The sequence below is a fragment of the Actinophytocola sp. KF-1 genome (assembly GCF_054661535.1).
On the sequence record NZ_BAAFVK010000007.1, the window covers coordinates 359,183 to 384,381 of the forward strand.

Sequence of the window (25,199 nt, forward strand, 5' to 3'; positions counted from 1 at the left end):
CGTGAGTAAGTACCTGCTGAACAAGTTCCTGTTCACCGTGGACCGCGACCCGGAGCTGGTCGAGCGGTACCGGGACGATCCACAGGGGACGGTCGAGTGGTGGGAGGCCAACGAGGCCAACCGGATCCTGTCCTGCCACAGGGGCGAGGCGTCGACGTGGCTCGCGTTCGAGGACGACGAGCGCACCGCACTGTCCACACACGACTACCCGAAGCTCTTCGAACTGGGCGCGCACCCGTTCCTCACGCTCACGCTGTACATCGCGATGTTCGAGCGGGACAACATCGAACCGCTGGAGTTCCAGAAGGAGTACGGGCGCAGGCTCGCGCACATGTCGTTGCCGTACCCGGACATCACGACATGAGCTGGGCGCTCTCGCTGCGCTCCCCCGGCGCGCCGCCGGAACTGGTCGAGTGGACACCGCCCGTGTCCGGGCCCGGCGAGGTGCTGGTGGAGGTGACGGCCGCGCCGATCACCCCGCTCGACCTGCTGTGCGCGTCGGGCACCTCGTACTTCGGCGTGCCCGCCACCCCGTACGTGCCCGGGGTGCAGGGCGTCGGCACGGTCGGCGGGCGCCCGGTGTGGTTCCCCACCACGGCGGGCATGAAGCCGGGCGACGGGTCGATGGCGTCGGTGGTCGCGGTGCCGGCGGCGGACGTGGTCGCCCTGCCGGACGGCGCGGACCCGGTGCTGGTGGCGGCGCTCGGGTTGTCTGCGGTGGCCGCGCACATGGCGTTGACGTGGCGCGGCGGGCTGGCCGAGGGCGAGCAGGTGGTCGTGCTCGGCGCCGGTGGCGTGGTCGGTCAGGTGGGCGTCCGGCTGGCGCGGGCAGCGGGTGCGCGCCGCGTCGTGGCGGCCGCGCGGTCGGCGACGGGCCGGGCACGGGCCGAGGCGGCGGGCGCGGACGCGGTGGTCGCGCTCGACACCGACGACGTCGACGAACTGGCGGCCCGGTTCGCGTCCGCTGTGGACGGTCCGGTGGACCTGGTGCTGGACCCGGTGTACGGGGTGCCTGCGGCCGCGGCGGCGCGGACGCTCGGCACCGGCGGCCGGCTGGTGAACCTCGGCGGCCTCGCCGGGGAGACGAGCCCGATCACGTCGTCGATGCTGCGCGCGAAGTCGTTGCGGATCATGGGGTATTCGAACAACGAGCTGACCGCGGCCCAACGGGCGGAGGCGATCGGGATGGTCGCGGCGCGGGTCGCGGACGGCACCCTCACGATCGCCCACGACATGGTGACGCCCGCGGACGCACCGGGAGCGTGGGCCCGGTGCGCCGCGGGCGTGACAGACCTGCGGACGGTGGTCGTGCCGTAGGTCTTAGCGAGTCACCCGGTGCCGCGAGCCGGTGACGGCCTCCGCGACGCCGATCAGCAGCACCGACGCGATCACGGCCACGATGAAGCCGACCACGTTCAGCTCCCAGATGTCACCGGTGCCGAGCAGGTTGGCGACCGTGCCACCGATGATCGAGCCGACGATGCCGAGCAGCAGCGTGGCGATGATGCCGAGGTTCTGCTTGCCGGGCTTGATCAGGCGCGCCAGCGCGCCGATGATGAGGCCGGCGACGATGAAGCCGATCATCAGGAAACCTCCAAGGTTTCGTCAACAACTCGAACACGGAAGTACCCGGCACGCCGGCCGCACAAACAAGACGCGGGGAGGCCCCATGCGGGTGATGACGCGGAACGTGCGGCACGACGTGGGCGAACCGAGGCGTGTTGACCTGCTGAACCGCGAGCTGCGGGCGGTGCGGCCGGACCTGCTCGCCCTGCAGGAGGTGCGCCACCCGGAGCAGACGGATCGACTGCTTGCGCGCACCCGGTTGCGCCACGTGACGCACCAGGCCGACGTGTTGCGTGACCAGCCGCCGGAGGCGGACCGGTTCGGCGGCGTGGCCATCGCGACCCGGGCGCCGCACCGGGTCGTGGACCACGTGGAGCGCCGGATCGACGGGTTCCACTACTGGACGCTCGCGGTGCGGGTCCGTGACCTGCTGTTCGTCACGCTCTCCACGCCGTGGGAACCGGACGCGGCGCACGCGCGGGAGCTGCAGGCCAAGGAGGTCACGCTGCGGTACGCGGGCATGCTGCCGCTGATCGTGGCCGGTGACCTCAACGCGCGGCCGGACGAGGCGGGGGTGCGGCACCTCGCGACGCACCTGCGGGACACGTGGGCCGCCGTCGGCGACGGACCGGGGGTCACGTGGCCGCTCGGCGAGGACGGGGAACCCGGCCGGATCGACTACGTGTTCGCCGGGCCGGGGCTGCGCGTGGTGTCGGCGCGGCTGGTCGGCGACCGCCAGGTCGACGGGCTGTGGTTGTCCGACCACGCCGGTGTGGTCGCCGACCTGGCCTTACCGGGTTAGGCTCGTCCACTGTGGATGGTGTGCCCGCGCCGGTCGCGCCGATGCTGGCGGTCGAGGGACCGCTGCCGGTCGGCGGTGGGTGGGCGTACGAGACCAAGTGGGACGGGTTCCGCTGCTGCATGCGCGTCGGCCCGGACGGCGCCGCGAAGCTGACGAGCAGGCTCGGCAACGAGATCACCGGCGTGTACCCCGACCTGCGTGGCGTGCTGGCGGACGCGGCGGGCGGGCGGTCCGCGGTGTTCGACGGCGAGCTGGTGGTGCTCGCGGCGGACGGCAGGCCCGACTTCCAGCTCATGCAGTCCCGCCACCAGCGCGGCCCGACCGCCGAGCTGCTGCGGATCGCGCCGGTCACCTTCATCGTGTTCGACCTGCTGCTGCTCGGTGCGGAGTCGCTGCTGGCGGCGCCGTACGAGCGCCGTCGTGAGCTGCTCGCCGGGCTGCCGGTGACGAGCGAGCGGGTCGCGGTCCCGCGCCACTTCACCGAGGAGGACATCGACCCGCACGAGCTGCTCCAGGTCGTCGAGGAGCAGGGGCTGGAGGGGCTGGTGGCGAAGCGGCTGATGTCGCGGTACCACCCGGGCGCCCGCAGCCGTGACTGGATCAAGCGGCCGCTGATCAAGACGCAGGAGGTGGTGGTCGGCGGGTGGCGGCCGGGCAAGGGCAACCGCGGTGGCCGCGTGGGCGCGCTGCTGCTCGGCGGGCACGACGCGGCGGGGCGCCTGCACTACATGGGTGACGTGGGCACGGGGTTCACCGAGCGCGCACTGGACGAGCTGCTCGACCTGCTGACCCCGCTCGCCCGGCCGACGTGCCCGTTCGAGAACGAGGTCCCACCCGACCGCTCCCGCGACGCCCGCTGGGTGGCACCCACCCTCGTCGGCCAGGTCGTCTACCGCCAGTTCACCTCGGACGGCCGCCTCCGCCACACCGCGTGGCGCGGCCTACGCCACGACGTCCTCCCCACCCAGGTAACCCTCCCCCACTGACCCCGGGACCTCGCGAGTCTCGCTCTCGGACATACCGAGTTGTCAGTTTCGTGCAGGCCTCATGTGCACGAAACCGACAACTCGTACTGCCTGAGAGCGTGACTCGCGGTGTTTGAGGGCGGGGACTCGCGGGGTTAGGGGTGGCGGCGGTGGGTGTTTTTGTGTTTGCGGGTGGCGAAGTCGTAGGCCTCTGCCAGGAGGGGTTTCAGGGTGGTGAAGGTCGGGGGCGTCGGGTTGATGACGCATACCCAGTGGTGGTTGGCGTAGACCGGGTGGGGGATGAGGCGGTCGCGGGCCGCGTGGTCGTGGCCGGTGGTGAGGATGCCGTTCGCGTCCCTGGTCGTCGGGGCCGGGCCGAACAGGGACGTGTACGTCGCGGTGGTCAGGCCGATGTTGAGGCGGTACGTGCCCGGGTGGTCCAGGTCGGACACCGTCTCGTGGTGGTCGCCGGTGACGATCGTCGTGAACGGGTGCCAGCGGTCGGCCGGGAGGTCGCCGTCGGGGTCGTAGGTGACGAACGTGTCGCCCTGGGCCTCGTCCATGCGGATGCCCGCGAACGTGTCGCGGAGGTACTGCTTCAGTTCGTCGATGGTCATACCTTCAAGCGTGTCATTGAACTCCTGTGGTGGACTTTCTCCGCGGAACCGCCAGTACGGACGCGGCGAAGTCTCAAATCGGAGTGCAGGCAGCACGCCAGGAAGGCGACGGCGGCCAGCAGGTAGGTGTTGCCCACGACGTGCTGCCACCACGTCCACTCCGCCTCGCGGCCGCGCGCGTGCGGCAGGAACCGGTGGCCCACGGTGAACACCGCCGCCGTGGGCACCGCCGCGCGCCCGGCCAGCACGGCCAGCGCCGGGACGACCCACACCCAGTGGTGCGACCAGGACACCGGGGACGCCAGCAGCCCGGCCGCCGCGACCAGCAGCAACGCCACCACCGGCTCGGTCGCCCGCCGGGCGCCGCGCCACGCGGCCGCCAGCACCGCCGCGACCAGCGCGAACCACAGGCCGTCGGGCAGCCCGAGCCTGCTCAGCGCGCCGCGCAGCGACTGGTTCGTCACGAACATGGCCCCGCCGATGCGGTCCGGGTCGAAGATCGTCGTGTGCCAGTAGGTGACGCTGTCGGCCGGGGCCAGCAGCATGCCCGCGCCCGTCACCGCGGCGAACGTGACCACCGTGGTGACCGCCGCCGCGTACTGGCGGCGGGCCAGGAAGAACAGCACGAAGATCGCCGGGGTCAGCTTGACCGCCGCCGCGACGCCGACGAGCAGGCCGCGCGGGTGACGCGTCCTCGGCATCAGGCAGTCGACCGCGACGAGACCCATCAGCACCAGGTTGACCTGGCCGAACAGCAGCGTGGTGCGCACCGGCTCGAACACGCACACGCCGACGACGGCCATCGCGGCGAGCGGCCCGCGGATCCGCAGGGGCGCCGCGAGCAGGACCGTGACCGTCAGCGCGGCGAGCCCGGCGACGGTCAGCACCGCCGCCGCGACCGGCAGCGGCAGCATCGCGGGCACGCTGAACAGCACCGCCGCGACGGGCGGGTACGTGAACGGCAGCCACGACGGGAAGGCGTCGGTGTAGAGCGGGACGCCGTGCAGCCACGCCGCGCCGCCCGCCCGGTACACGTCGAGGTCGATGAGCGAACCGGGCACGGTCGCGTCGATCAGCAGCACGGTCAGCGTCACGGCCGCGACCCCGGCGGCCCACCACCGGAACGTCGTCACGACTGCCGCCGCTGGATCATCGGCAGCCGCCCCGGGGTGACCGCCATCGCCACCACCGCGGCGAGCAGTGGCACCGCCACGCCGGTGAACAGCACCTGCTCCCACGGCACCGCGAACTCGCCGCCGCCGAGCACCGGCACCGCCGCGAACCCGGCGACACCGCCCAGCACGACGCCGGTGACCGCGCCGAGCCCGGACACCACGAGCGCCTGCGCGCCCGCGATCACCCGGCGCCGCCACGGCTGCGCGCCGAGCGCGGCCAGCGTCGCCAGGTCGGCCCGGCCGTCGGCGGCGGACAGCGCGACGACCACCCCGGACCCGAGCAGCCCGGCCAGCCCCGCGATCAGCGCCAGCAGGAACGGCAGGTTCGCGTCGCCGTCGGCGCCGACGTCGACCACGGTGTCGACACCCGCGTCCTCGGCGGCCGTCCGGATGGCCTCGATGTCGGCCTCCGTGGCCGTGGCCGGGTAGGTCACGAGGGCCGTGTCGGCGTACGACGACCACCCCAGCCGGGCGGCCGTCTCCTCGGCGACGAACGCGGACGGCAGCAGCCCGTAGTCGTCGCGGTACGTCGCCGCCCTGTCCACCAGGTAGGCGGGCAGCTCGACGGGGGCGGGGAGGTTCGCCGAGAACGTCACCGTGCCCCGCGAGCTGACGACGCACGGGGTGAACACCACGACCTTGCCCTCGGCCAGCGCGGCGCGGATCCCGGCGTCCGGTGCCCGGCGGGTGTGCAGCGGCATGAGGTCCGTGCCGATCCCCGCCAGGGCCCCGCCGCAGTCGTCCGCGAAGATCGGCGGGGAACCGGCGCCCTCGTCGTACGCCGTCGCGAGCGGGATCTCGCGCGCCACCGTGCCGGGCACGGCCGACGACATGGTCGCCACGGCCTTCGCGAGCTGCTCCTCCCCGTCGACGTCCCCGTACTTGCTCACCGGGTCGAGCATCGCGAACATCGTGTGCTCCGGCATGGCAGGCACCGGTGCGGTCCGGGGCCCCAGCACGAACGCGGTCATGACCACGGCGCCCGCGGTGACCATGACGGCGAGGACGGCGGCGACGGTCCGGTGCCGGTGCCGCACGGCGTCGCGGACCGCGAGCCGGCCGGACAGCGGCAGCCGGGTGCCGAACCGGCCGGCGGCGGCCAGCAGCGCGGGCAGCACGAGGGCCAGGCCTGCCAGTGCGACCAGCCCACCCGCCACCATGCCCGTGAGCGGCAGCGCCCGGCCGACGGACGGGTCACGGCCCAGCAGCCCGGCGGCCACCACGCACGCCACCCCGCCGGTCGCCAGCAGCGTCCCCGCCACCGGGAACCCGGTGTGCGGCGCCGCGGTCCGGACGTGGCCGGCGAGCGCGTCGGCGGGCGTCATCCGCGCGACGCCGAACGCGGGCACCGCCGCGGCCGCCGCGCTCGCGATGACCCCCACCACCGCGAGCGCGGTGAGCTCCGGCCAGCCGAACCGCAGGTCCTCGACCAGCTGCCCGGTCATCCGCTGCCAGAGGGGGACGCCGAGCACGGTGACGGCCGCGCCGAGCACGAGCCCGCCGGCGGCGCCGAGCACGCCGAGGACGAGGCCCTGGGCCAGCACGATCCGCCGGACGTGCCTGCCGTCGCCGCCCTCGGCGACGACCTGCCCCAGCTCGCGGACCTGCCGCCGGGCGCCGACCGTGAACGCGGCCGCCGCGCAGGCGACGACGACCACCAGGGCCAGCCCGGCGAGGACCGCGAGCGGGCCCGCCGCCGCGTCCCCGACGTACCCGGCGAACGGCGTCTGGTCCACGAAGGACTCCCGGGTCGTGACCGTCGACCCGCCGGCGGGCCAGTCACGGGCGACCGCGGCGGCGTCGGCGCCGTCCGGCAGGTCGACCAGGTAGCCGAGGGGCACGAGCGACCCGTCGTGCATGGCGTCCTCGAGCACGGAGCCGGGCGAGACGACGATGCCCTCGCACACCAGGCAGTACGGCTCGACGGCCAGTCCGGTCACCGTGGCGGACGGCCCCTTGTCCGTGGTCAGGGTCGTGCCGGGGCGCACGGTGCCGCCGTCGAGCACGCCGAGCCGCTGCGCGAGCGGCCGGGTGAGCAGCACCTCGTCGTCGCGCTCCGGCAGCCTGCCGGACTCGACGCGGGCCAGGTGCGCGGTCATCGGGTCGCCGAGCACGACCACGTCGAGCCGGGTGCGGACGATCCGCTCGCCCTGCACGAGCCGCACGCTGTTCTCGTAGTACCGGCTGCTGAACGGGACGACGCGGGCGCCCGCCGGCAGCAGCGGGCGGACGTCGAGTTCCTCGCGGTGGTGGACGTCCACGCGCAGGTCGGCGGTGCCCAGGGTGCGGGCGAGGTCGACGTCGCGGTCGGTGATGGTGCGCACGACCCCGTCGGCGACGGTGACCCCGGCGACGGGCACCGCGATCATGGCGGCGGTCAGCACCGAGCGCCCGATCGACCGCCGGACCGAGCGCCGCGCGATGCGCAGCGCCGCGCGCCAGCCGCTCACGACGCGCCCTCGAGCAGGCTGTCCACAGTGGAGGGAGCGCCGGTGTCGGCGACGAGCTTGCCGTCGCGCAGGAACACGATCCGGTCGGCCCACGCCGCGTGCCGGGCCTCGTGGGTGACGAGGACACCGGCGGCGCCCGCGTCGCAGCGGGCCCTGATCAGCCGGAGCACGGCCTCGCCCGCGTGCGAGTCGAGCGCGCCGGTCGGCTCGTCGGCCAGCAGCAGGTTGCGCGGCCCGACCAGCGCGCGGGCGATCGCGACCCGCTGCCGCTGCCCGCCGGACAGCTCGTCGGGGAACCGGTCGGCGAGGTCGCCGACCTCGACGTCGGCGAGCGCCGCGATGGCGTCGGCCCTGGCCCGCCGCGCCCGGACGCCGTCCAGCTCCAGCGGCATGGCGACGTTCTCGGCCGCGGTGAGCGCGGGGATGAGGTTGAAGTCCTGGAACACGTAGCCGATCGCGCGGCGGCGCAGCGCCGCCCGGCCCGCGCGGCCCAGCGCGCCGAGGTCGGTGCCGCCGACGACGACCCGCCCGCTGGTCGGCTCGTCGAGGCCGCCCGCGAGCTGCAGCAGCGTCGACTTCCCCGAGCCGGACGGTCCCATCACGCCGACCAGCTCGCCGGGGCGGACCGCGAGGTGCACCCCGGTCAGCGCCCGCACGGCCGCCGGGCCGGCGCCGTGCACGCGGGTGACGGCGTGCAGTTCGAGTGCGTTCACCGCCGCACCGCCTTCGGCTCCGCGGCGGCGGCCGCCGGCCGGGGCGCCGTGCGCCGGGTGCGGGCCAGCCGGGTCTCGGAGTGGTCGAGCCAGCGGGACTCCGACTCCGTCCGGAAGATCATCAGGTCGAGGACGAGCAGCCACGCGTCGTCGGCGGACTCGTCGGCCTCCGCCTTGAGCCTGGTCAGCTCGCGCAGCTTCGTGAGCGTGGCGGTGCGCTGGGTCTGCAGCACGGCGGTCACGTCGACCCCCGGGGTGTGCAGGGCGAGCGCGATCTTGATCGCCAGCTCGTCGCGGGGGTGCTCGGCGGGCGCGACCGGGGTGGCGAACCACGTGGTCAGCTCGGTGCGGCCGGCGTCGGTGAGCCGGTAGACGACCTTGCCGGGCTCGTCGGCCCCGTCCGCTTCCGCGACGAGGCCGTCGCGCTGGAGGCGGGAGAGGGTCGTGTAGACCTGCCCGATGTTGAGCGGCCACGTGAGCCCGGTGGACCGTTCGAACTCGGTGCGCAGTTGATAGCCGTACATCGGCTCCCGTCCCAGGAGCGCGAGCAGGCCGTACCTGACGGACATGGATACTGAGTATGCATACCCGGTATGTGTCTGACAAGCAGCGCAGGTCAGCGCGGCGCGGGCACCAGCCTGCGGTCCAGGAACCGGAAGCAGGCCGCGATGGCCACCCCGAGCACGACGACCACCAGCGCGTTGCGCACGGCCGTGCCGAAGCCGAGCTCGGTCACGTCCAGGAACGGGTACGGGTACCAGTCGGTGACCGCGCCCTGGGTGAACGTGTAGACCAGCCACAGCACCGGCCACACGAACGCGACCACCACGGTCCGCCACGTGATCCGCGGCCGGGGACCGAACACCAGCCAGCCGAGCAGTGCCATCACCGGCGACACGTAGTGCAGCCCGATGGTGGCGACGAGCGCGCCGCCGGTCAGGTCGAGCCGCGGCGCCAGCACGAGCGCGTAGACCAGGCCGGTGATGACGATGCCGAGCAGCGCGTCGAGGCGCACGACCCGCCACACCGGGCCGTCCTGGCGCGGCCGCAGCGCCAGCACGGTCGCGGCGGCGAGCACGAACAGGTTGCTCTCGATCGTGAAGTAGCTGAAGAACCGCCGCAGCCGCTCGTCGGCCGGGCCGCCGGTCCGGCCGGCGCTGGCGTCGGCGCCGGTGGTGAACAGCAACACGAGCTGCAGGACGAGCGAGGCGAGCACCACGAGCGCCAGCACGCCGTGCCACCAGCGGGAGAAGGAGTCACGTGCCACGAACCGGGAACACTAGCCCGAACGGCCTAACCGCGCCCGGTCAGCTCCGCCAGCGTGACCTCCGCGGCGCTGGTCAGCACCCGGTCGGCGGCGGTGAACGCGGCGGGGTCGGCGTGCGGGTGCGGGATCGCGACGCACGCCAGCCCCGCGGCCTTCGCGGCGGCCACGCCGTGCACGGTGTCCTCGAACGCCATCGCGCGGTCGGCCGGCACGCCGAGCCGCTCCAGCGCCAGCAGGTACACGGCCGGGTCGGGCTTCACCGTGTCCACGTCGTCGCCGCAGGCCAGCAGCTCGAAGCGGTCGAGGAACCCGATGCGCGCCAGGTGCCCGGCCACCCAGTCGCGGTGCGAGCTGCTCGCCACGGCCAGCCGCAGGCCGAGGGCGTCGGCCTCGTCGAGCCACGGGGCGATCCCGTCGGCCAGCTCGAGCGCCGCGTGCACCTCGTCGCGGTAGGCGATGCGGGCGGCGTGGCTCGCCTCCCGGTCGAACGAGGGGCCGACGGCGGCGGCCAGCGCCGCGTACCGCTCGGCGATCACGTCCCCGCCGTGCGGCGCGAAGAACGTCGAGGTGTCCAGCTCCAGCCCGTGCCTGCGCCACAGGTGCTGCCACACCCGCAACGAGGCGGTTTCGGTGTCCATGAGCAGGCCGTCGAAGTCGAAGATGAGCGCGTCGAGCCCCATGTTCGGCAGTATGCCGGGCAGAACCCGCCGAAACTGGGAGAATGGCGATCGTGCCGCCGCCGCTGGACCTGGTGCTCGCCGCCGACTGGGTGTCCCCGTCCGTTGCCCGGGACAAGGTGCGCACGTGGCTGAGAGCCGTCGGCTGGTCGTCGCCGCACCTGGACGACATGGTCCTCGCGATCAACGAGGCCGTGAGCAACAGCATCGAGCACGGCTACGGCGTCGGCCCCGGCGACCCGGCCGGGACCGGCACGGTCGAGCTGCGCGGTGAGGTCACCGACCACCACGTCACGTTCACCGTGCGGGACCGCGGGGTGTGGCGGCCGCCGGTCGACGACCCGAAGAGCACGCGCGGCCAGGGCATCCGCCTCATGCGCGCCTGCGTGGCGGAGGTCTCCGTCGCCGGTTCCGCCGACGGGACCACGGTCGTGCTGCGCGGCGCGCGGGTGCCGGAGAGTCAGGAGCCCGCGAGCGCGGACGGTAGGTCGGGGTAGACCGCCAGCAGGTTGTCCAGACCGGTCACGTGGATGGGCCGGAGGGTGTCCCGGCCACCGCCGACGACCCGCACCTTCGTGTGGTCCCCGCCCTCCTCGTGCGCCGCGACGATGGCCGACATCCCGACGGAGGCGAGGAACGTCACCCCGGTCAGGTCGATCACCAGCACCGGCGGCCGGGACCGCAACGCCTCGGTGCTCGCCTCGGTGAGGATCGGCGTGGTGACCAGGTCCAGCTCACCCGCCACGCGCAGCACCACGGCATCGCCGTGCCGCTCGACGTCGACGGTGGCACCGAAGTGGTCGCCCGGGGGAAGCGGAGCGTTGGGCATGGCACGTATCTTGCCCGCACCCCCGCGGGTTCCGCGACCGAGGTTGGGCTACCCGGGTGGCTACTTCGCCGCCACCGGATCGCGGCCGGGATGCCGACAGTGCGGCGGCGGGCAGGTCCGGGTGCGGCACGGTCGGCGAACGACGCCGCCAGGTCACCCCGCGTCCGCGCGACCGACGCCCGCGCGCAGCGCTCCTCGTGCTCGGCCGGGCGCAGCCGCCCGGCGGTCAGGTGCTCACCCAGCGCGGTGACGGCGGCGGCGCGTGCCGCGGTCACCCCTCGTCCATGGACGCGCGGTGCGGGGGTGCGGCGGGTGTCATACGCGGACTCGGGCGTACCTGGCCTGCGCCTCCCGCAGCACGCCCATGGCGCCGTCGGTGTCGCCGCCGCCCATCAGGGACAGCGCCTTCGACAGGGCCTCGTGCAGCGCCATCCGTTCCAGCGCCTGCGTGGTCAGTTCCGCGCTCTTGAGCCACAGCTCGATGAACACGGCCACCTTGGACCGCAGCACCCACGGGTCGAACGGCTTGGTGATGAAGTCCACCGCGCCGATCTGGTAGCCGCGGAACGCGAGCCGGGCGTCGTAGTTCAGCGCGGTCAGGAAGATGATCGGGATGTGCCGCGTGCGTTCGCGCTGCTTGATGTGCGTCGCGGTCTCGAAGCCGTCCATGCCGGGCATCGACGCGTCCAGCAGGATCACCGCGAAGTCGTCGGTCAGCAACCGCTTGAGGGCTTCCTCGCCGCTGGTGACGGCGACCGTCTCCACGGCGAGGCCCTGCAGGATCGCTTCCAGGGCGACGAGGTTCTCCCGCCGGTCGTCGACCAGCAGGGCCTTGGCAGAGATGGTCACGGCGTCACCTCGCCCGCTCCGTGGCACCGGCACGCTCCGCAAGCTCCGCTCCACCGGCGCCCGCCACGGTCGAGATGCCGCCGTCTGTTTCGATGGTTCGCTCCGCAAGCTCCGCTCACCCGGCCACCGCCCACGACGACACCACGTCGAGCAGCTGGTCCAGGTCCACCGGTTTGGTGACGTAGTCGTCCGCGCCGGCGGCGAGGCTCGCCTCGCGGTCCTCCGGCATCGCCTTGGCCGTCAGGAACACCACCGGTGTCTGCGCGCCCGACGGCAGCTGCCGGATCCGCCGCGTCGTCTCGTTCCCGTCCATGTTCGGCATCATCGCGTCCATCAACACGATGTCGACCTCCGGGTGCTCGCTCAGCATCCGGACGCCGTCCGCGCCGTTGTCCGCGTACAGCACGGTCATCCCGTGCAGTTCCAGCGCGCTGGTCAACGCGAACGCGTTGCGCACGTCGTCGTCGACGAGCAGCACGGTCACGCCGGTCAGCTCGCGCGCCACCGCCGGGACGCCGACGGCGGGCCGCAGGATCGGGGTGCCGATCGCGGGCAGCCCGTCCTCGGTGGTGGCGAGCGGGGTGAACCGCTTCGGCCCGGCGCCCGGCAGCACCACCGGCACGAACAGGGTGAACGTCGACCCGGCGCCGAGCGTGGACTCGACGGAGATGGACCCGCCCAGCAGCCTGGCCAGCTCCTTCGAGATCGACAGCCCGAGCCCGGTGCCGCCGTACCGCCTGCTGGTGGTGCCGTCGGCCTGCTGGAACGCCTCGAAGATCATCTCGAACTTCTCGTCGGAGATGCCGATCCCGGTGTCCCGCACGGAGAACGCGACCGTGTCGTTCCCCTTCGGCGACACGGTCAGCGTGACGGTGCCGCGCTCGGTGAACTTCACCGCGTTGGACAGCAGGTTCCGCAGGATCTGGCCGAGCCGCTGCGCGTCGGTGACCACGGACGGCGGCGTGCCGTCGGCGATCCGCACCTCCAGCGTGAGGCCCTTCTCGTCGGCCTGTGCCGCGAACGCGCGCCGCGCGTCGGCCACGACCTCCGCGAGGTCGACGGTGCCGGGCTCGATCGTCACCCGGCCCGCCTCGATCTTGGACAGGTCGAGGATGTCGTCGATCAGGGCGAGCAGGTCGGTGCCCGCGTTGTGGATCGTGGTGGCGAACTCGATCTGCTTGGGTGTCAGGTTCTTCTCGGGGTTGTCGGCGAGCAGCCGGGCCAGCAGCAGCAACGAGTTCAGCGGGGTGCGCAGCTCGTGGCTCATGTTCGCGAAGAACTCGGACTTGTACTGGCTCGCGAGCGCGAGCTGCTGCGCGTTCTCCTCCACGCGCCGCCGCGCCGCCTCGATCTCCAGGTTCTTGATCTCGATGTTGCGGTTCTGCTCGGACAGCAGGGCCGCCTTGTCCTGGAGTTCCGCGTTGGTGCGCTGGAGTTCCGCGGACTGGTTCTGCAGCTCGGCCGCGAGCCGCTGCGACTGGCCGAGCAGCTCCTCGGTGCGCAGGTTCGCCCGGATCGTGTTGATCGCGACGCCGACCGTCTGCACGAGCCGTTCCAGGAACGCGAGGTGCAGCTCGGAGTAGTCGCCGACGGACGCGATCTCCAGCACGCCCACCGGTTCGCCCTCGACCAGCACCGGCACCTCGGCCAGCGCGGCGGGCGTGAACGCGCCGATGCCGGACCGGATCGGGGTGAAGCCGGCCCGCGAGTCGCGCACGACGATCGGCTGCTTGGTCACGGCGGCCTGTCCGACGAGGCCCTCGCCGTGGCCGAAGCCGACCTGGACGTCGTCGGTGCCGAGGCCGTAGGACGCGGCGAGCCGCCACTCCGGCACACCGCCGTCGGCGCCGAGGTAGAACGCGCCCGCCTGGCCGTTCACCAGCGGCACGACCTCGTTCATGATCATCTGGCACACGGCGGTGAGGTCGCGCTGCCCCTGCAGCAGGCCACCGATGCGGGCGAGGTTGGAGTCGAGCCAGTTCTGGTTCGCGTTCTCCGCGGTGGTCTCGCGGAGCGTCACGATCATCTGGTTGATGTTGTCCTTCAGCTCGGCGACCTCGCCGCTGGCCTGCACGCCGATCTGCTGGGTGAGGTCACCGCGGGTCACGGCCGTGGACACGCCCGCGATGGCACGCAGCTGGATGGTGAGCGTGGTGGCGAGCTGGTTCACGTTCTCGGTGAGGTCGCGCCACGTGCCCGCGACACCCTTCACCTGCGCCTGACCACCCAGCTTGCCCTCCGTGCCCACCTCACGGGCCACGCGGGTGACCTCGTCGGCGAACGAGGACAGCTGGTCCACCATCGTGTTCATGGTCTTCTTCAGCGCCAGGATCTCGCCCTGCGCGTCGACGGTGATCTTCTGCTTGAGGTCACCCTGCGCGACCGCGGTCGAGACCTGCGCGATGTTGCGGACCTGGCTGGTCAGGTTCGACGCCATGTAGTTGACGTTGTCGGTGAGGTCGCGCCACGTGCCCGCGACGCCCTTCACCTGCGCCTGACCACCCAGCTTGCCCTCCGTGCCCACCTCACGGGCGACACGCGTGACCTCGTCCGCGAACGACGACAGCTGGTCCACCATCGTGTTCACGGTCGACTTGAGCTCCAGGATCTCGCCCTGCGCGTCGACGGTGATCTTCTGCGACAGGTCGCCCTTCGCCACCGCCGTGGTCACCTGGGCGATGTTGCGGACCTGGCTCGTCAGGTTGGACGCCATGTAGTTCACGGTGTCGGTGAGGCCGCGCCACGTCCCGGCCACGCCCTTCACCTGCGCCTGACCACCCAGCTTGCCCTCGGTACCCACCTCACGGGCCACCCGGGTGACCTCGTCCGCGAACGACGACAGCTGGTCCACCATCGTGTTGACCGTCGACTTCAGCGCCAGGATCTCGCCCTGCGCGTCGACGGTGATCTTCTGCGACAGGTCGCCCTCGGCCACCGCCGTCGCGACCTGCGCGATGTTGCGGACCTGGCTCGTCAGGTTCGACGCCATGTAGTTCACGTTGTCGGTGAGGTCCCGCCACGTGCCCGCGACCCCCGTGACCTGCGCCTGACCACCCAGCTTGCCCTGCGTCCCCACCTCGCGCGCCACGCGCGTGACCTCGTCGGCGAAGGAGGACAGCTGGTCCACCATCGTGTTGACCGTGTTCTTGAGGGCGGCGATCTCGCCCTGCGCGTCGACGGTGATCTTCTGGGAGAGATCGCCCTTCGCGACCGCCGTGGTCACCTGCGCGATGTTGCGGACCTGGCCGGTCAGGTTCCCCGCGAGCTGGTTCACGCTCTCCGTCAGGTTCCGCCAGGTCCCGGACACGCCCTCGACCTGCGCCTGACCACCCAGTTTGCCCTCGGTGCCCACCTCGCGGGCGACACGCGTGACCTCGTCGGCGAACGACGACAGCTGGTCCACCATCGTGTTCACGGTGTCCTTGAGCGCCACCATCTCGCCGCGCGCCTCGACGGTGATCTTCTGCGACAGGTCGCCCTTCGCCACCGCCGTCGTCACCTGCGCGATGTTGCGGACCTGGTCGGTGAGGTTCGCGGCGAGCTGGTTCACCGCGTCCGTCAGGTCCTTCCACGTGCCCGCCACGTTCGGCACGGTCGCCTGACCGCCGAGGCGGCCCTCCGTGCCCACCTCGCGCGCCACGCGGGTGACCTCGTGCGCGAACACCCGCAGCGTGTCGGTCAGCGAGTTGATCGTCTCCGCCAGCTCCGCGATCTCACCCCGCGCGCTCACGGTGATCTTGCGGGACAGGTCGCCCTGCGCGATCGCGGTCGCCGCCGTCGAGATCGACCGCACCTGGTTGGTCAGGTTGGACGCCATCGTGTTCACCGAGTCGGTGAGCGCCCGCCAGGTGCCGGACACGCCGTGCACGTCGGCCTGACCACCGAGTTTGCCCTCGGTGCCCACCTCGCGGGCGACACGCGTGACCTCGTCGGCGAACGACGACAGCTGGTCCACCATCGTGTTCACGGTCCGGCCGATGCGGTTGAACTCACCGCGCAGCGGACGGCCCTCGATCTCCAGCGCCATGTGCTGGGAGAGGTCGCCCTCGGCGACGGCCGCGATCACGCGCGCGATCTCCGACGTCGGCCGCGCCAGGTCGTCGATCAGCGAGTTCACCGCGACCGCGCCCGACGCCCATGAGCCGTCGAGCTGGTCGGAGTCCATCCGCTCGAGCATCCTGCCCTCGCGGCCGACGACCCTGCTGATCCGCAAGAGGTCGCGGTTGCGGCGTTCCTGCAGCTCCACCACTGCGTTGAACCCGTCCACGACCTGTCCGGCGAGCCCGCTGCGACGTGTCAGGCGCACGTCGAACTGGCCCTTCCGGACAGCGGTCGTCGCCGCCACGAGCTCGGTGAGCAGACCGTCGAGGTCGGCGCCGGGAGCCGTGACGTCCGGTGCGGCCATGAGTCGCCTCCAGGTGTTCGCCCTTGCACAGGAGTTTACGAGCGTCGTCATTCCGTCCCGGTGCCGTTCCCGGCACGACCCCGTCACCGCTTCCGGTAAGCACCCGGCAGACTGCTCGCCATGCGGCCCCCGTTCGAGCGACGCGCCCGGTTCCCGGGCGAGGCCGGCGCACCGAGCGCGGCGCGCCGGTTCGTCCGCGCGGCCGTCGCCGACGCCGGGCTCGACGAGCTGGCGAGCGACGCGGTGCTGCTGACCAGCGAGCTCTGCGAGAACGCGGTCCTGCACGCCGGCACGGGGTTCACCATCGACGTGTCCGCCGACGGCGTCGAGCTGACCGTCGCGGTCACCGACCAGGGCTCGACGCCGATGGAGCTGCGCAGGACCGTGCCGCCCGCGCCCGGCAGCAGGCGCGCCAGCCACGGCCGCGGCCTGGTGCTGATCGACGCCCTGGCCACCGCGTGGGGCAGCAGGCACGACCGCGGCGGCCACCGCGTGTGGTTCACGCTGCGGGCCACCACCTCGCCGCCCACGCCGGCCCCGCCCGTCGCGAACCCGCCGTCGTCGTGGCCCGACCCGGACACCGCGCGCTGGCTGCTGCACCTGCCCGCCCCGCTCTCGCCCCTGCCGGTGCTCGTGACGGAACTGCTGCGCCGCCTGTGCGACGTGCTCGGCGCGCGGGGCGGCGCGGTCGTGCTCGCCGACGACAACGGCGACGAGCTGCTGGCCGCCTACGGCGAGAAGCCGGGCGAGGACGTGGTGACCGTGCCGCTGCCGCTCGAAGCGCCGAGGTCCGGGCACCTGACCGTGTACTCGGACGCCGGCCGCGCCGCCGAGCTCGCCCAGCTGACCGCGCAGCGCGTCACGCTCGCGATCGAGGCGGACAAGCAGCACAGCGCCGACCGCGAGCAGTGGCTGTGGATGTCGTACCTGGCCGAGGCGACCGAGATGTTCGGCAACTCCCTCGACGTGCGGCTGACCGCGGCGATCGTGCCGCAGGTGCTGGTGCCCCGGCTCGGCCGCTGGTGCGCGCTGCACCTGCTCGACGACCGGGGCAGGCTGCGGCTCGAGGCGCTCACCCACGTGCGCGAGGACGAGATCCCGGCGCTGCGCGACGGGCTCGCGCCGCTCACCGAACCGGACGGCGCGCTGACCAGGTTGCTCGCCGAGCGCACGCAGGCCGCCGGGCTCAACGCGCCCTTCGACGGGGTCGCCGTGCCGTTGCGGGTCGGTGGCCGCGCCATCGGCACGGTCAGCGTCGGCAGGCCCGCCGAGCGCGTGCACCGGCCCGAGGAGCTGCTGATCCTCACCGAGCTCGCCCGCCGCGCGGCGCAGTCGCTGGACAACGCGCAACGCGACAGCGCGCACGCCGCGACCTCGCAGGCACTGCAGCAGGCGCTGCTCCCCCGCGCCCTGCCGGTCGCCGACGGCGTGCGGTTCGCGGCCGCGTACCTGCCGGTGAGCGCGGGCGCGGACGTCGGCGGCGACTTCTACGACGTGCTCGCGCTCGGCGAGGACCGCTGGCTCGCGGTCGTCGGCGACGTGTGCGGCAAGGGCCCGCGCGCCGCCGCCCGCACCGGCCTCGTCCGCGACGTGCTGCGCGTCCTGCTGCGCGACGGTCAACCGCTCGACCGGACGTTCGAGCTGCTCAACGAGATGATGCTGGAGGCGGGTGACCCGTCGCAGTTCGCGACGGTCGCGCTCGCCGTGATCACCCGCCAGGACACGGAACCGACGTCGCTCGGGGTGGAGCTGGTGCTCGCCGGGCACGAGCAGCCCGCACTCGTGCACGAGGACGGCACCGTGACCTACCTCGGCACGCACGGCAGCGCGGTCGGGCTGGTGCGCCGGTTCGCGGTGCACCCGACCCGGCACGTGCTGCTGTCCGGCGACACGCTCGTGTTCTACACCGACGGCGTGACCGAGCACCGCCGCGGCACCGAGCTGTTCGGGCCGGAACGCCTCGCCGAGGCGCTGCGCCGCGCGACGCCCCGCACCGCGGACGGCGTGATCGCGGGTGTCCGGCAGGCCGTCGACGACTTCTCCCCCGAGCCGCACCGCGACGACATCGCGATCGTGGCCGTGCAGGTGCCCGCACAGGGCCGGTGACCCGAGGAAGGAACGTCCAGATGCCCGAGCACGTGCGGTTGCGCGTCGCGAGACCGGAGCAGGACTGCGTGGTCCTGACGGTGAACGGCGAGATCGACCTGGTGAGCGCACCGGAGCTGGCGGCGGCGTTCGAGGAGTACCTCGACGGCACCCCGTGCGTCGTCGTCGATCTGACCGACGTGACGTTCTTCGGGTCGCTCGGCCTCGCGACCCTCGTCCGCATGACCGCGCTCGCCGAGTCCAGCGGTGTTCGACTCGCGCTCGTCCCCGGGCCGCTGGTGACGAGGACGATGGAGCTGACGCGGACCGCGGAGTTGTTCACCGTGTACGACTCGGTGGCGGACGCGCGCCGCGGATGAGGGTTGGCCCGGCCGGGAACGGGGTACCCGGCGGCGCCAACACAAGAGCGGGCGGGGACGGGGCCCGGCCACGAGGCGTGGGAGTCGCGATGCTCAGCCACGACGAAGACCGGCATCTGCGGGCGATCGAGCGCTGGTTCGAGGAGTCCGATCCGGCGTTCACGAAGATGTTGCGCGACCTCGAGCCACCGCAGCGCAGGCGTTGGCGGTCCGCGACGAGGATCGCGGTCGACGTGACCGGTGCCCTGCTGTTCCTCGCGGGCGCGGTCGTCGCGAGCGCGATCCTCATGGTGTTCGGCATCCTGACCCTGGGCATCGGCGCGTGCCTGCACCTGGCGGGACGTGCGTGACAGCGGAGAATGTCCCGCATGGATCTCCGCATCATGACCGAACCGCAACAGGGCGCCTCCTACGACACCCAGCTCACGATGGCGAGGGCGGCGGAGGAACTCGGCTTCTCGGCCTGGTTCCGTTCCGACCACTACCTCCACATGTCCGGCGACGGCATGCCCGGCCCCACCGACGCGTGGGTGACGCTGGCGGGCCTGGCCCGTGAGACGTCGACCATCCGGCTCGGCACCATGCTGACCGCGGGGACGTTCCGGCTGCCCGGCGTGCTCGCGATCCAGGTCGCCCAGGTCGACCGGATGTCCGGCGGCCGCGTGGAACTGGGGCTCGGCGCGGGCTGGTTCGAGGCGGAGCACACCGCGTACGGCATCCCCTTCCCGTCCGCGCGGTTCGGCCGCCTCGAGGAACAGCTGGAGATCGTCACCGGCCTGTGGTCCACCCCGGTCGGTTCGCGGTACTCGTTCGACGGGAAGTACTACCGGCTGGCGGACTCCCCCGCGCTGCCGAAGCCGGTCCAGTCCCCCGTCCCGGTGATCGTCGGCGGCAAGGGCCCGTCCCGCACGCCCGCCCTGGCGGCGAAGTACGCCCACGAGTTCAACGTCCCGTTCTCGTCGGTCGAGGACACCGCCGCCCAGTTCGCCCGCGTCCGCGCGGCGGCGGGCGACCGGGAGCTGGTGTACTCGGCCGCGATCACCACCTGCGTCGGCAGGAACGACGCCGAGGCGGCCCGCCGCGCGGCGGCGATCGGCCACGACCTCGACGAGCTGAAGGCCAACGGGGCCGCCGGCACGCCCGAGGAGGCGGCGGCGACGCTCCGCGCGTACGCGGAAGCCGGCGCTTCGCGGCTGTACCTGCAGATCCTGGACATGACCGACCTCGACCACCTCGGCCTGATCGCGTCCGAAGTCCGCCCGCTGCTGGGATGAGCGGGCGCCCTGCCCGCACTTCCCGCACCAGCGCCAGGAAGGCGTCGCCCGCCTGAACCCGGGTGTGGTTGCCTGGGGACATGGACATCCGCGTCGTGGCGTGCGACATCTTCGGGACGACCGTCGACTGGTACACCGGGGTCGCGGACCAGGTGGCCGAACTCCTGCCGGAGGTCGACGCGGGCGACTTCGCGGCCCGCTGGCGGTCGCGGTACGCCCCGTCGATGGACCGCGTCCGCACCGGCGAACGCGCGTGGGCCTACCTGGACACCCTGCATCGTGAGTCGCTGGACGAGCTGCTCGGCGACCGGCCGGTCGACGAGCGGACCAGGGCGCGGCTGGTGCGGGCGTGGCACACGCTGCCCGCGTGGGACGACGCGGCGGCGGGCCTGGCCCGCATCGGCACGCGGTACACGACCGCGACACTGTCCAACGGCGGGTTCGCGCTGCTCACGAACCTCGTGAAGCAGGCGGACCTGCCGTTCGACTGCGTCCTGTCCGCGGAGCTGGCCCGCGCCTACAAGCCGGACGCCGTCGTGTACCACACGGCGGCGCGCCTGCTGGACGTCGCACCGGCGCAGGTCCTGATGGTGGCCGCGCACCGGTGGGACCTGGACGGCGCCCGCGCGGCCGGCCTGCGCACCGCGTTCGTCCACCGCCCGGGGGAGAAGGGACCGCGCGAGGCGGCCGACCGCCCCGAGGACGTCACGTGCGACCTGTACGCGACCGACTTCCACGACCTCGCGACCCAGCTCGGCTGTCCATGACGCGCGCGGCGGCCGCGCTCGGGGACGGGTGGCACGTCGGGGTCGTCGCGGCACGGGCCGAGGAGACCGGCGCCGTGCTGGCGGTCCTCGGGATCGGGCGCGGGCGCCGGTTCCACCCGGGGCGGATGGCGGTGCCCTCCGGCGTGGCGTACCTGGTGGTCGCGCCGGACGGGCTCGCGTCGTTCGACGTGCTGGTCCGGCGGTACGCGCCGGCGGTCGTCGTGCTCGTCGGCGGTGGCGGGGACGTCACCATCACGCACGCGCCGCGCGGACCGGTGCGCGACGCGGTCGGCGCGTTCTTCACGGCGGCGGGCGAACCCGCTTCGCTGCCCGGGTTCGGTGGCGCGCCGTCGTTCCACGTCACCCGCGGGACGCCGGGCCCGCCCCCGTTCGCCGGGGGCCGGGCCTGGGCGGTCGTGCGCGGTGACACCGTGCGCGCCACCCAGGCCCTGCGCTACCTCATCCCCTACCTGCGGTCACGCGTCTAGCGCGACGGCGAGCACGGCGCGGATCTGGTCGACGATGTCGCGCTGGTTCTGCTCGAAGACCGGGTCGGTCAGCTCCGTCGTGTTGTCCGGCGCGAACTGCAGCACCGGCGTGTGCAGGTGCCCGCCCGGCGTGGTCAGGCCGAGCGCGTCCCGCAGCAGCGTCGCGCGGTAGGCGATCTCGTTCGACAGGTAGTTGCCGCCGCCACCGGCGCGGGCCACCGAACCCGGCGTCGGACCGGTCGGCGACACCACCGGCGTGGTCTGGCCCGCCGGGATCTCGGTCACCGACGTGTTGTCGAACACCGGGAACCGGCCGGTCGGCGCGGCGACGATGGCCGCGTACGGCAGGGTCGTCGGCACGAACTCCGGCGCGGGCAGCACCGTCGGCACGCCCGCCGGGATCGGGATCACCTCGGTGCGCGAGATGTTGTCGTTGTCCGGGAACCCGCCGCGCCAGCGGCCGTTCCACCGCTCGACGTCGAACCGGCCGACGCGGCCCTGGCTGATCGTGGTGAACAGGTCGACCTTCGGCAGCCACGGCTGGATGGTCCGCTCCACCACGCCGGCCGCGAACGGGTCCCACAGCACCGGGAACATCGCGGTCTCGACCCGTGCCGGGCCGTCGGCCGTCTCGATCACGGTGCCGTCGAGGGCGAGCGCGTTGACGCCGGACGGGTTGCTGCGCCGGATGTCCTGGTCGAGCTGGAACGGGTCGAAGCCGGTGACGAGGACCTTCCGCGTGTGGCGCGGGTAGGCGATCGTGTCCTGGCCGCGGGAGGTCCTCTCCAGCACGTCGATCAGCGCGGCGCGGTCGGCGGGGGACAGCGCGAACGACGGCGTCCACTGCCGCAGCGCCTTCGTGAACTGCAGCCGCGCCCAGTACAGCGGGCGGTCGTCGGTCACCGGCAGCGTGCCGGGCGGCAGCTTGCCCTGTGCGCGGGCGACCGCGGCGGCCCACAGCGCGCGGCCCTGCACACCGATCGCGATGGCGGCGGTGCGGTGGTCCGGCAGCAGGCACAGCGACGGCGTGAACACGCGCTCGAAGCGGTCGAAACCGCTGCGCCGCAGGATTTCCGCTGGTGCGGGCAGTGCGAGGCGCTGTTCGGAGACGGTGAGCGGCGCGGCCGGGTCGGCGCACGTCGGCGCGGCGGCGGCGGTGACGGTCGGGACGAGTGTTCCGGCCAGCCCGAGAACGGCGGCCGTGAGCAGGGTGCGAACTCTCATGCGCGCCATCCTCGCGCACGTTCGGCGCGCCGCGAAGGACCGGTATCGAACACACGGCATAATTGATCTTCGCTGATCGATCCGAGGGGGCACCGCCGATGATGGGCCGAACGCACGCGCTGACCGGCTGGTGCGCGGGGCTCGGTGTGGCGCAGTTCGTCGGCGCGACGTCCATCGAGCAGGCCGTGCTGTTCGCCGTCACCACGTCCGGGTTCGCGCTGCTGCCGGACCTCGACCACCCGCACGCCCGCGCGTCGAAGCTGCTCGGCCCGATCTCCCGGATGGTGTCGTGGCTGCTGCGGCACGCGTCGGCCGCGATCTACGCCGTGACGAAGGGCCCGCGCGACGAACGGAAACGCGGCACGCACCGGCACCTGTCGCACACCGTGCTGTTCGCGGTGGGCCTCGGTTTCGCGGCGAGCGTCGGCACCGAGGCGGGCGGCCCGTACGCGGTCGCGGGCGTCGCGGTGCTCGGGTTGCTGCTGGCACAGGACGCCCTCGGCGACTGGATGATCATCGTCTCCGCGGCGGCCGTGGTGTGGTGGCTCAACCAGGCGGGCCCCGACCCGCTCGCCGACCTGGGCGAGTTGTCCGGCCTGATGGGCATCGCCGTCGCCGTCGGCTGTTTCACCCACTGCCTCGGCGACGCGATCACCGAGTCCGGGTGTCCGTTCCTGTTCCCGGTCCCCATCAAGGGCGAGACCTGGTACGAGCTGCGCCCGCCGAAGGCGCTGCGGCTGCGCACCGGCAAGCGCGTGGAGCGCATGCTGGTGTTCCCCGCGTTCGTGGTGGTGGGACTGCTGCTGATCCCGGGCGCGTGGCAGTTCGGCGTCGACTTCGTGGAGCGCATGTTCACCCCGCCCGCGGAGGCCGCACCGTAGTGTGGGTGCCATGCCTGCGAAGCGAGCGCTCGTGGTGCGTGGCGGCTGGGAAGGCCACGACCCGGTAGCGACGACCGACCGGTACGCGAAGTTCCTTTCCGAGCGGGACTACGCGGTGACCACGTCGTCCACATTGGACGCCTACCTCGACGACCTGTCCGGTATCGACCTGATCGTCCAGTGCTGGACCATGGGCACGATCACCGGCGACCAGCTGGCCGGCCTGCTGGCCGCGGTGCGCGCCGGCACCGGGTTCGCCGGGTGGCACGGCGGGTTCGTGGACGCGTTCCGCGACCAGCCCGGCTACCACCTGCTGACCGGCGGCCAGTTCATCCACCACCACAAGGAGTTCGTCTCGTACGTGGTGCACCCGGTCGGCGGGCACCCGGTGGTGGCCGACGTCGAGCCGTTCGAGGTGCACAGCGAGCAGTACTACGTCCACACCGACCCGGGCAACGAGGTGCTGGCGACCACGGAGTACCTGCCGGACCCGGACCGCCCGGAGATCGGCACGCCGACGATGCCGGTCATGTGGGTGCGCGAGCACGGCGCCGGCAGGGTGTTCGTGACGACGATCGGTCATCGGATGGCGGACCTGGAGCTGCCCGCCGTGCACGAGACGCTGACGAGGGGCCTGCTGTGGGCGACACGCTGAGGGTCGGGCTCGTCGGCATCGGCAACATCAGCCGCCAGTACCTCGACACGCTGCCGCGCCTGCCCGGGGTGTCGCTGGTGGCGGCCGCGGACCTCGACCCGGCACGCACGGTGCCCGGCGTGCGGATGCTGCGGCCCGACGAGCTGTACGCGGCCGACGACGTGGACGTGGTGCTGAACCTGACGATCCCGCAGGCGCACGCGGCCGTCGCGCTGTCGGCGATCGGGGCGGGCAAGCACGTGTACGGCGAGAAGCCGCTCGCACTGTCCACAGTGGAGGGCCGGGAGGTGCTGGCGGCGGCGGACGCGGCCGGGGTGCGGGTGGGCTGCGCACCGGACACCGTCCTGGGCACCGGCACGCAGACCGCGCGGCGCTGCCTCGACGACGGCGCGATCGGCACCCCGGTGGCGGCGACGGCGTTCATGGTCACGCCGGGCCACGAGCGCTGGCACCCGGACCCGGAGTTCTACTACCGGCCGGGCGGCGGGCCGCTGTTCGACATGGGCCCGTACTACCTGACCGCGCTGGTCACGCTGCTCGGCCCGGTGCGCAGGGTGACGGGGCTGGCGTCGGCGCCACGCGCGTCCCGGGTGATCGGGAGCGGCCCGCGCGCGGGCACGGAGTTCCCGGTCGAGGTGGCGACGCACGTCGCCGGCGTGCTGGAGCACGAGGGCGGCGCGGTCACCACGCTGATGATGAGCTTCGACGTGTGGGCGGCGGCCCTGCCGCGCATCGAGGTGTACGGCACGCACGGCTCCCTGTCGGTCCCGGACCCGAACGGCTTCGACGGCGAGGTGCGGCTGTACGAGCCGGACAAGGAGTGGCGCGAGGTCCCCGCGAACGCGGGCTACCGCGACGCGGGCCGGGGCACCGGCCTGGCCGACCTCGCGGCCGCGCTGGCGGCGGGCACCGAACACCGCGCGAACGGCGCCGTGGCCTACCACGTCCTGGACGTCATGGAGTCCCTGCTGCGAGCGGCGGAACTGGGCCAGGCCCAGAACGTCACCAGCACCTGCCCCCGCCCGACCCCGGTCCCCTAACCCCGCGAGTCCTGCCCCCGGGACATCGCGAGTCACGCTCTCGCGCACACCGAGTTGGCGGTTTCGTGCACACGGACGAGCCCGCGCACC

Annotated in this window: 26 protein-coding genes and 1 pseudogene; 14 read left to right on the forward strand and 13 right to left on the reverse strand. The window is 73.1% G+C overall.

Annotated elements, in window-relative coordinates:
- Position 1 precedes the first annotated feature (1 nt).
- Both ACYQ77_RS23190 and ACYQ77_RS23195 read left to right on the forward strand, forming a co-directional pair.
- Positions 2-364 (forward strand): hypothetical protein, encoded by a 363-nt coding sequence (locus ACYQ77_RS23190; protein ID WP_459714624.1) that lies wholly within the window; start codon positions 2-4, stop codon positions 362-364.
- Positions 361-1,317, forward strand: a complete 957-nt coding sequence (locus ACYQ77_RS23195; protein ID WP_459714626.1) for a zinc-binding dehydrogenase — start codon at positions 361-363, stop codon at positions 1,315-1,317. The genes ACYQ77_RS23190 and ACYQ77_RS23195 overlap by 4 nt, the downstream gene beginning before the upstream one ends.
- Positions 1,318-1,320: 3 nt before the next feature.
- Here the strand turns inward: ACYQ77_RS23195 and ACYQ77_RS23200 are convergent, their stop codons facing one another.
- Complete coding sequence (locus ACYQ77_RS23200) at positions 1,321-1,584, reverse strand: GlsB/YeaQ/YmgE family stress response membrane protein (protein ID WP_459714628.1); 264 nt, start codon at positions 1,582-1,584, stop codon at positions 1,321-1,323.
- 85 nt (positions 1,585-1,669) lie between these two features.
- Between ACYQ77_RS23200 and ACYQ77_RS23205 the strand changes: the two genes are divergently transcribed.
- Positions 1,670-2,368, forward strand: coding sequence for an endonuclease/exonuclease/phosphatase family protein (locus tag ACYQ77_RS23205; RefSeq protein ID WP_459714631.1), 699 nt, complete (start codon positions 1,670-1,672; stop codon positions 2,366-2,368).
- A gap of 20 nt (positions 2,369-2,388) precedes the next feature.
- Positions 2,389-3,354, forward strand: a complete 966-nt coding sequence (gene ligD, locus ACYQ77_RS23210; protein WP_459714633.1) for a non-homologous end-joining DNA ligase — start codon at positions 2,389-2,391, stop codon at positions 3,352-3,354.
- Positions 3,355-3,488: 134 nt separating this feature from the next.
- On the opposite strand, the gene ACYQ77_RS23215 is transcribed toward ligD, so the two are convergent.
- From ACYQ77_RS23215 to ACYQ77_RS23245, 7 genes are read right to left on the reverse strand one after another with little or no spacing between them, the layout of a single operon-like run.
- Positions 3,489-3,950, reverse strand: coding sequence for a DUF6194 family protein (locus tag ACYQ77_RS23215; RefSeq protein WP_459714636.1), 462 nt, complete (start codon positions 3,948-3,950; stop codon positions 3,489-3,491).
- The gene (locus tag ACYQ77_RS23220; RefSeq protein WP_459714639.1) at positions 3,947-5,083 is read right to left on the reverse strand and encodes a glycosyltransferase 87 family protein; all 1,137 of its coding nucleotides are present in this window, start codon (positions 5,081-5,083) and stop codon (positions 3,947-3,949) included. Before ACYQ77_RS23220 ends, ACYQ77_RS23215 begins: the two co-directional genes overlap by 4 nt.
- Positions 5,080-7,575: an FtsX-like permease family protein gene (locus ACYQ77_RS23225; RefSeq protein WP_459714642.1), complete on the reverse strand. Its 2,496-nt coding sequence runs from the start codon at positions 7,573-7,575 to the stop codon at positions 5,080-5,082. Before ACYQ77_RS23225 ends, ACYQ77_RS23220 begins: the two co-directional genes overlap by 4 nt.
- The gene (locus ACYQ77_RS23230) at positions 7,572-8,288 is read right to left on the reverse strand and encodes an ABC transporter ATP-binding protein (RefSeq protein ID WP_459714645.1); all 717 of its coding nucleotides are present in this window, start codon (positions 8,286-8,288) and stop codon (positions 7,572-7,574) included. Before ACYQ77_RS23230 ends, ACYQ77_RS23225 begins: the two co-directional genes overlap by 4 nt.
- Positions 8,285-8,857 (reverse strand): PadR family transcriptional regulator, encoded by a 573-nt coding sequence (locus tag ACYQ77_RS23235; RefSeq protein WP_459714648.1) that lies wholly within the window; start codon positions 8,855-8,857, stop codon positions 8,285-8,287. Before ACYQ77_RS23235 ends, ACYQ77_RS23230 begins: the two co-directional genes overlap by 4 nt.
- A gap of 47 nt (positions 8,858-8,904) precedes the next feature.
- Complete coding sequence (locus ACYQ77_RS23240) at positions 8,905-9,555, reverse strand: Pr6Pr family membrane protein (protein WP_459714651.1); 651 nt, start codon at positions 9,553-9,555, stop codon at positions 8,905-8,907.
- 26 nt (positions 9,556-9,581) lie between these two features.
- Complete coding sequence (locus ACYQ77_RS23245) at positions 9,582-10,235, reverse strand: HAD family hydrolase (RefSeq protein ID WP_459714653.1); 654 nt, start codon at positions 10,233-10,235, stop codon at positions 9,582-9,584.
- A gap of 41 nt (positions 10,236-10,276) precedes the next feature.
- Between ACYQ77_RS23245 and ACYQ77_RS23250 the strand changes: the two genes are divergently transcribed.
- Positions 10,277-10,729, forward strand: a complete 453-nt coding sequence (locus ACYQ77_RS23250; RefSeq protein ID WP_459714656.1) for an ATP-binding protein — start codon at positions 10,277-10,279, stop codon at positions 10,727-10,729.
- Here the strand turns inward: ACYQ77_RS23250 and ACYQ77_RS23255 are convergent.
- From ACYQ77_RS23255 to ACYQ77_RS23270, 4 genes and pseudogenes are all read right to left on the reverse strand, one after another.
- Positions 10,693-11,061, reverse strand: a complete 369-nt coding sequence (locus ACYQ77_RS23255; protein WP_459714659.1) for an STAS domain-containing protein — start codon at positions 11,059-11,061, stop codon at positions 10,693-10,695. The two genes, ACYQ77_RS23250 and ACYQ77_RS23255, sit on opposite strands and share 37 nt — an antisense overlap.
- A gap of 143 nt (positions 11,062-11,204) precedes the next feature.
- Positions 11,205-11,336, reverse strand: a pseudogene (locus tag ACYQ77_RS23260) (DUF1707 domain-containing protein); the annotation flags it as partial.
- Positions 11,337-11,376: 40 nt separating this feature from the next.
- On the reverse strand, positions 11,377-11,910 hold the full coding sequence (locus ACYQ77_RS23265) for a response regulator (protein WP_459714662.1): 534 nt from the start codon (positions 11,908-11,910) through the stop codon (positions 11,377-11,379).
- 115 nt (positions 11,911-12,025) lie between these two features.
- Positions 12,026-16,315: a HAMP domain-containing protein gene (locus ACYQ77_RS23270; RefSeq protein WP_459714664.1), complete on the reverse strand. Its 4,290-nt coding sequence runs from the start codon at positions 16,313-16,315 to the stop codon at positions 12,026-12,028.
- Between the two features lie 120 nt (positions 16,316-16,435).
- On the opposite strand from ACYQ77_RS23270, the gene ACYQ77_RS23275 reads away from it, so the two are divergent.
- The 6 genes from ACYQ77_RS23275 to ACYQ77_RS23300 all read left to right on the forward strand — a co-directional run bounded on the left by ACYQ77_RS23275 (position 16,436) and on the right by ACYQ77_RS23300 (position 21,309).
- Entirely contained in the window at positions 16,436-18,421 is a 1,986-nt protein-coding gene (locus tag ACYQ77_RS23275) for a SpoIIE family protein phosphatase (RefSeq protein WP_459714665.1), read from the forward strand.
- 20 nt (positions 18,422-18,441) lie between these two features.
- Positions 18,442-18,780, forward strand: coding sequence for an STAS domain-containing protein (locus tag ACYQ77_RS23280; protein WP_459714666.1), 339 nt, complete (start codon positions 18,442-18,444; stop codon positions 18,778-18,780).
- A gap of 89 nt (positions 18,781-18,869) precedes the next feature.
- On the forward strand, positions 18,870-19,130 hold the full coding sequence (locus ACYQ77_RS23285) for a DUF3040 domain-containing protein (RefSeq protein ID WP_459714668.1): 261 nt from the start codon (positions 18,870-18,872) through the stop codon (positions 19,128-19,130).
- Between the two features lie 18 nt (positions 19,131-19,148).
- A complete protein-coding gene (locus tag ACYQ77_RS23290) occupies positions 19,149-20,054 on the forward strand; it encodes an LLM class F420-dependent oxidoreductase (RefSeq protein ID WP_459714671.1) in 906 nt (301 codons plus the stop codon).
- 80 nt (positions 20,055-20,134) lie between these two features.
- Complete coding sequence (locus ACYQ77_RS23295; protein ID WP_459714673.1) at positions 20,135-20,821, forward strand: haloacid dehalogenase type II; 687 nt, start codon at positions 20,135-20,137, stop codon at positions 20,819-20,821.
- Positions 20,818-21,309: a hypothetical protein gene (locus ACYQ77_RS23300; RefSeq protein ID WP_459714675.1), complete on the forward strand. Its 492-nt coding sequence runs from the start codon at positions 20,818-20,820 to the stop codon at positions 21,307-21,309. The genes ACYQ77_RS23295 and ACYQ77_RS23300 overlap by 4 nt, the downstream gene beginning before the upstream one ends.
- On the opposite strand, the gene ACYQ77_RS23305 is transcribed toward ACYQ77_RS23300, so the two are convergent.
- Complete coding sequence (locus tag ACYQ77_RS23305) at positions 21,298-22,533, reverse strand: pyroglutamyl-peptidase I (protein ID WP_459714677.1); 1,236 nt, start codon at positions 22,531-22,533, stop codon at positions 21,298-21,300. The genes ACYQ77_RS23300 and ACYQ77_RS23305 overlap by 12 nt on opposite strands.
- A gap of 98 nt (positions 22,534-22,631) precedes the next feature.
- Here ACYQ77_RS23305 and ACYQ77_RS23310 point away from each other — a divergent pair, with 98 nt between their 5' ends.
- Genes ACYQ77_RS23310 through ACYQ77_RS23320 form a run of 3 tightly spaced genes read left to right on the forward strand, consistent with a single transcriptional unit; the run spans position 22,632 to position 25,109 of the window.
- Positions 22,632-23,414 (forward strand): metal-dependent hydrolase, encoded by a 783-nt coding sequence (locus ACYQ77_RS23310; RefSeq protein ID WP_459714678.1) that lies wholly within the window; start codon positions 22,632-22,634, stop codon positions 23,412-23,414.
- 10 nt (positions 23,415-23,424) lie between these two features.
- Positions 23,425-24,069 (forward strand): ThuA domain-containing protein, encoded by a 645-nt coding sequence (locus ACYQ77_RS23315; RefSeq protein WP_459714681.1) that lies wholly within the window; start codon positions 23,425-23,427, stop codon positions 24,067-24,069.
- Positions 24,054-25,109 carry a Gfo/Idh/MocA family protein gene (locus ACYQ77_RS23320; protein WP_459714684.1) on the forward strand — a complete coding sequence of 352 codons (1,056 nt, stop codon included), beginning with the start codon at positions 24,054-24,056 and terminating at the stop codon, positions 25,107-25,109. The genes ACYQ77_RS23315 and ACYQ77_RS23320 overlap by 16 nt, the downstream gene beginning before the upstream one ends.
- Positions 25,110-25,199 lie beyond the last annotated feature (90 nt).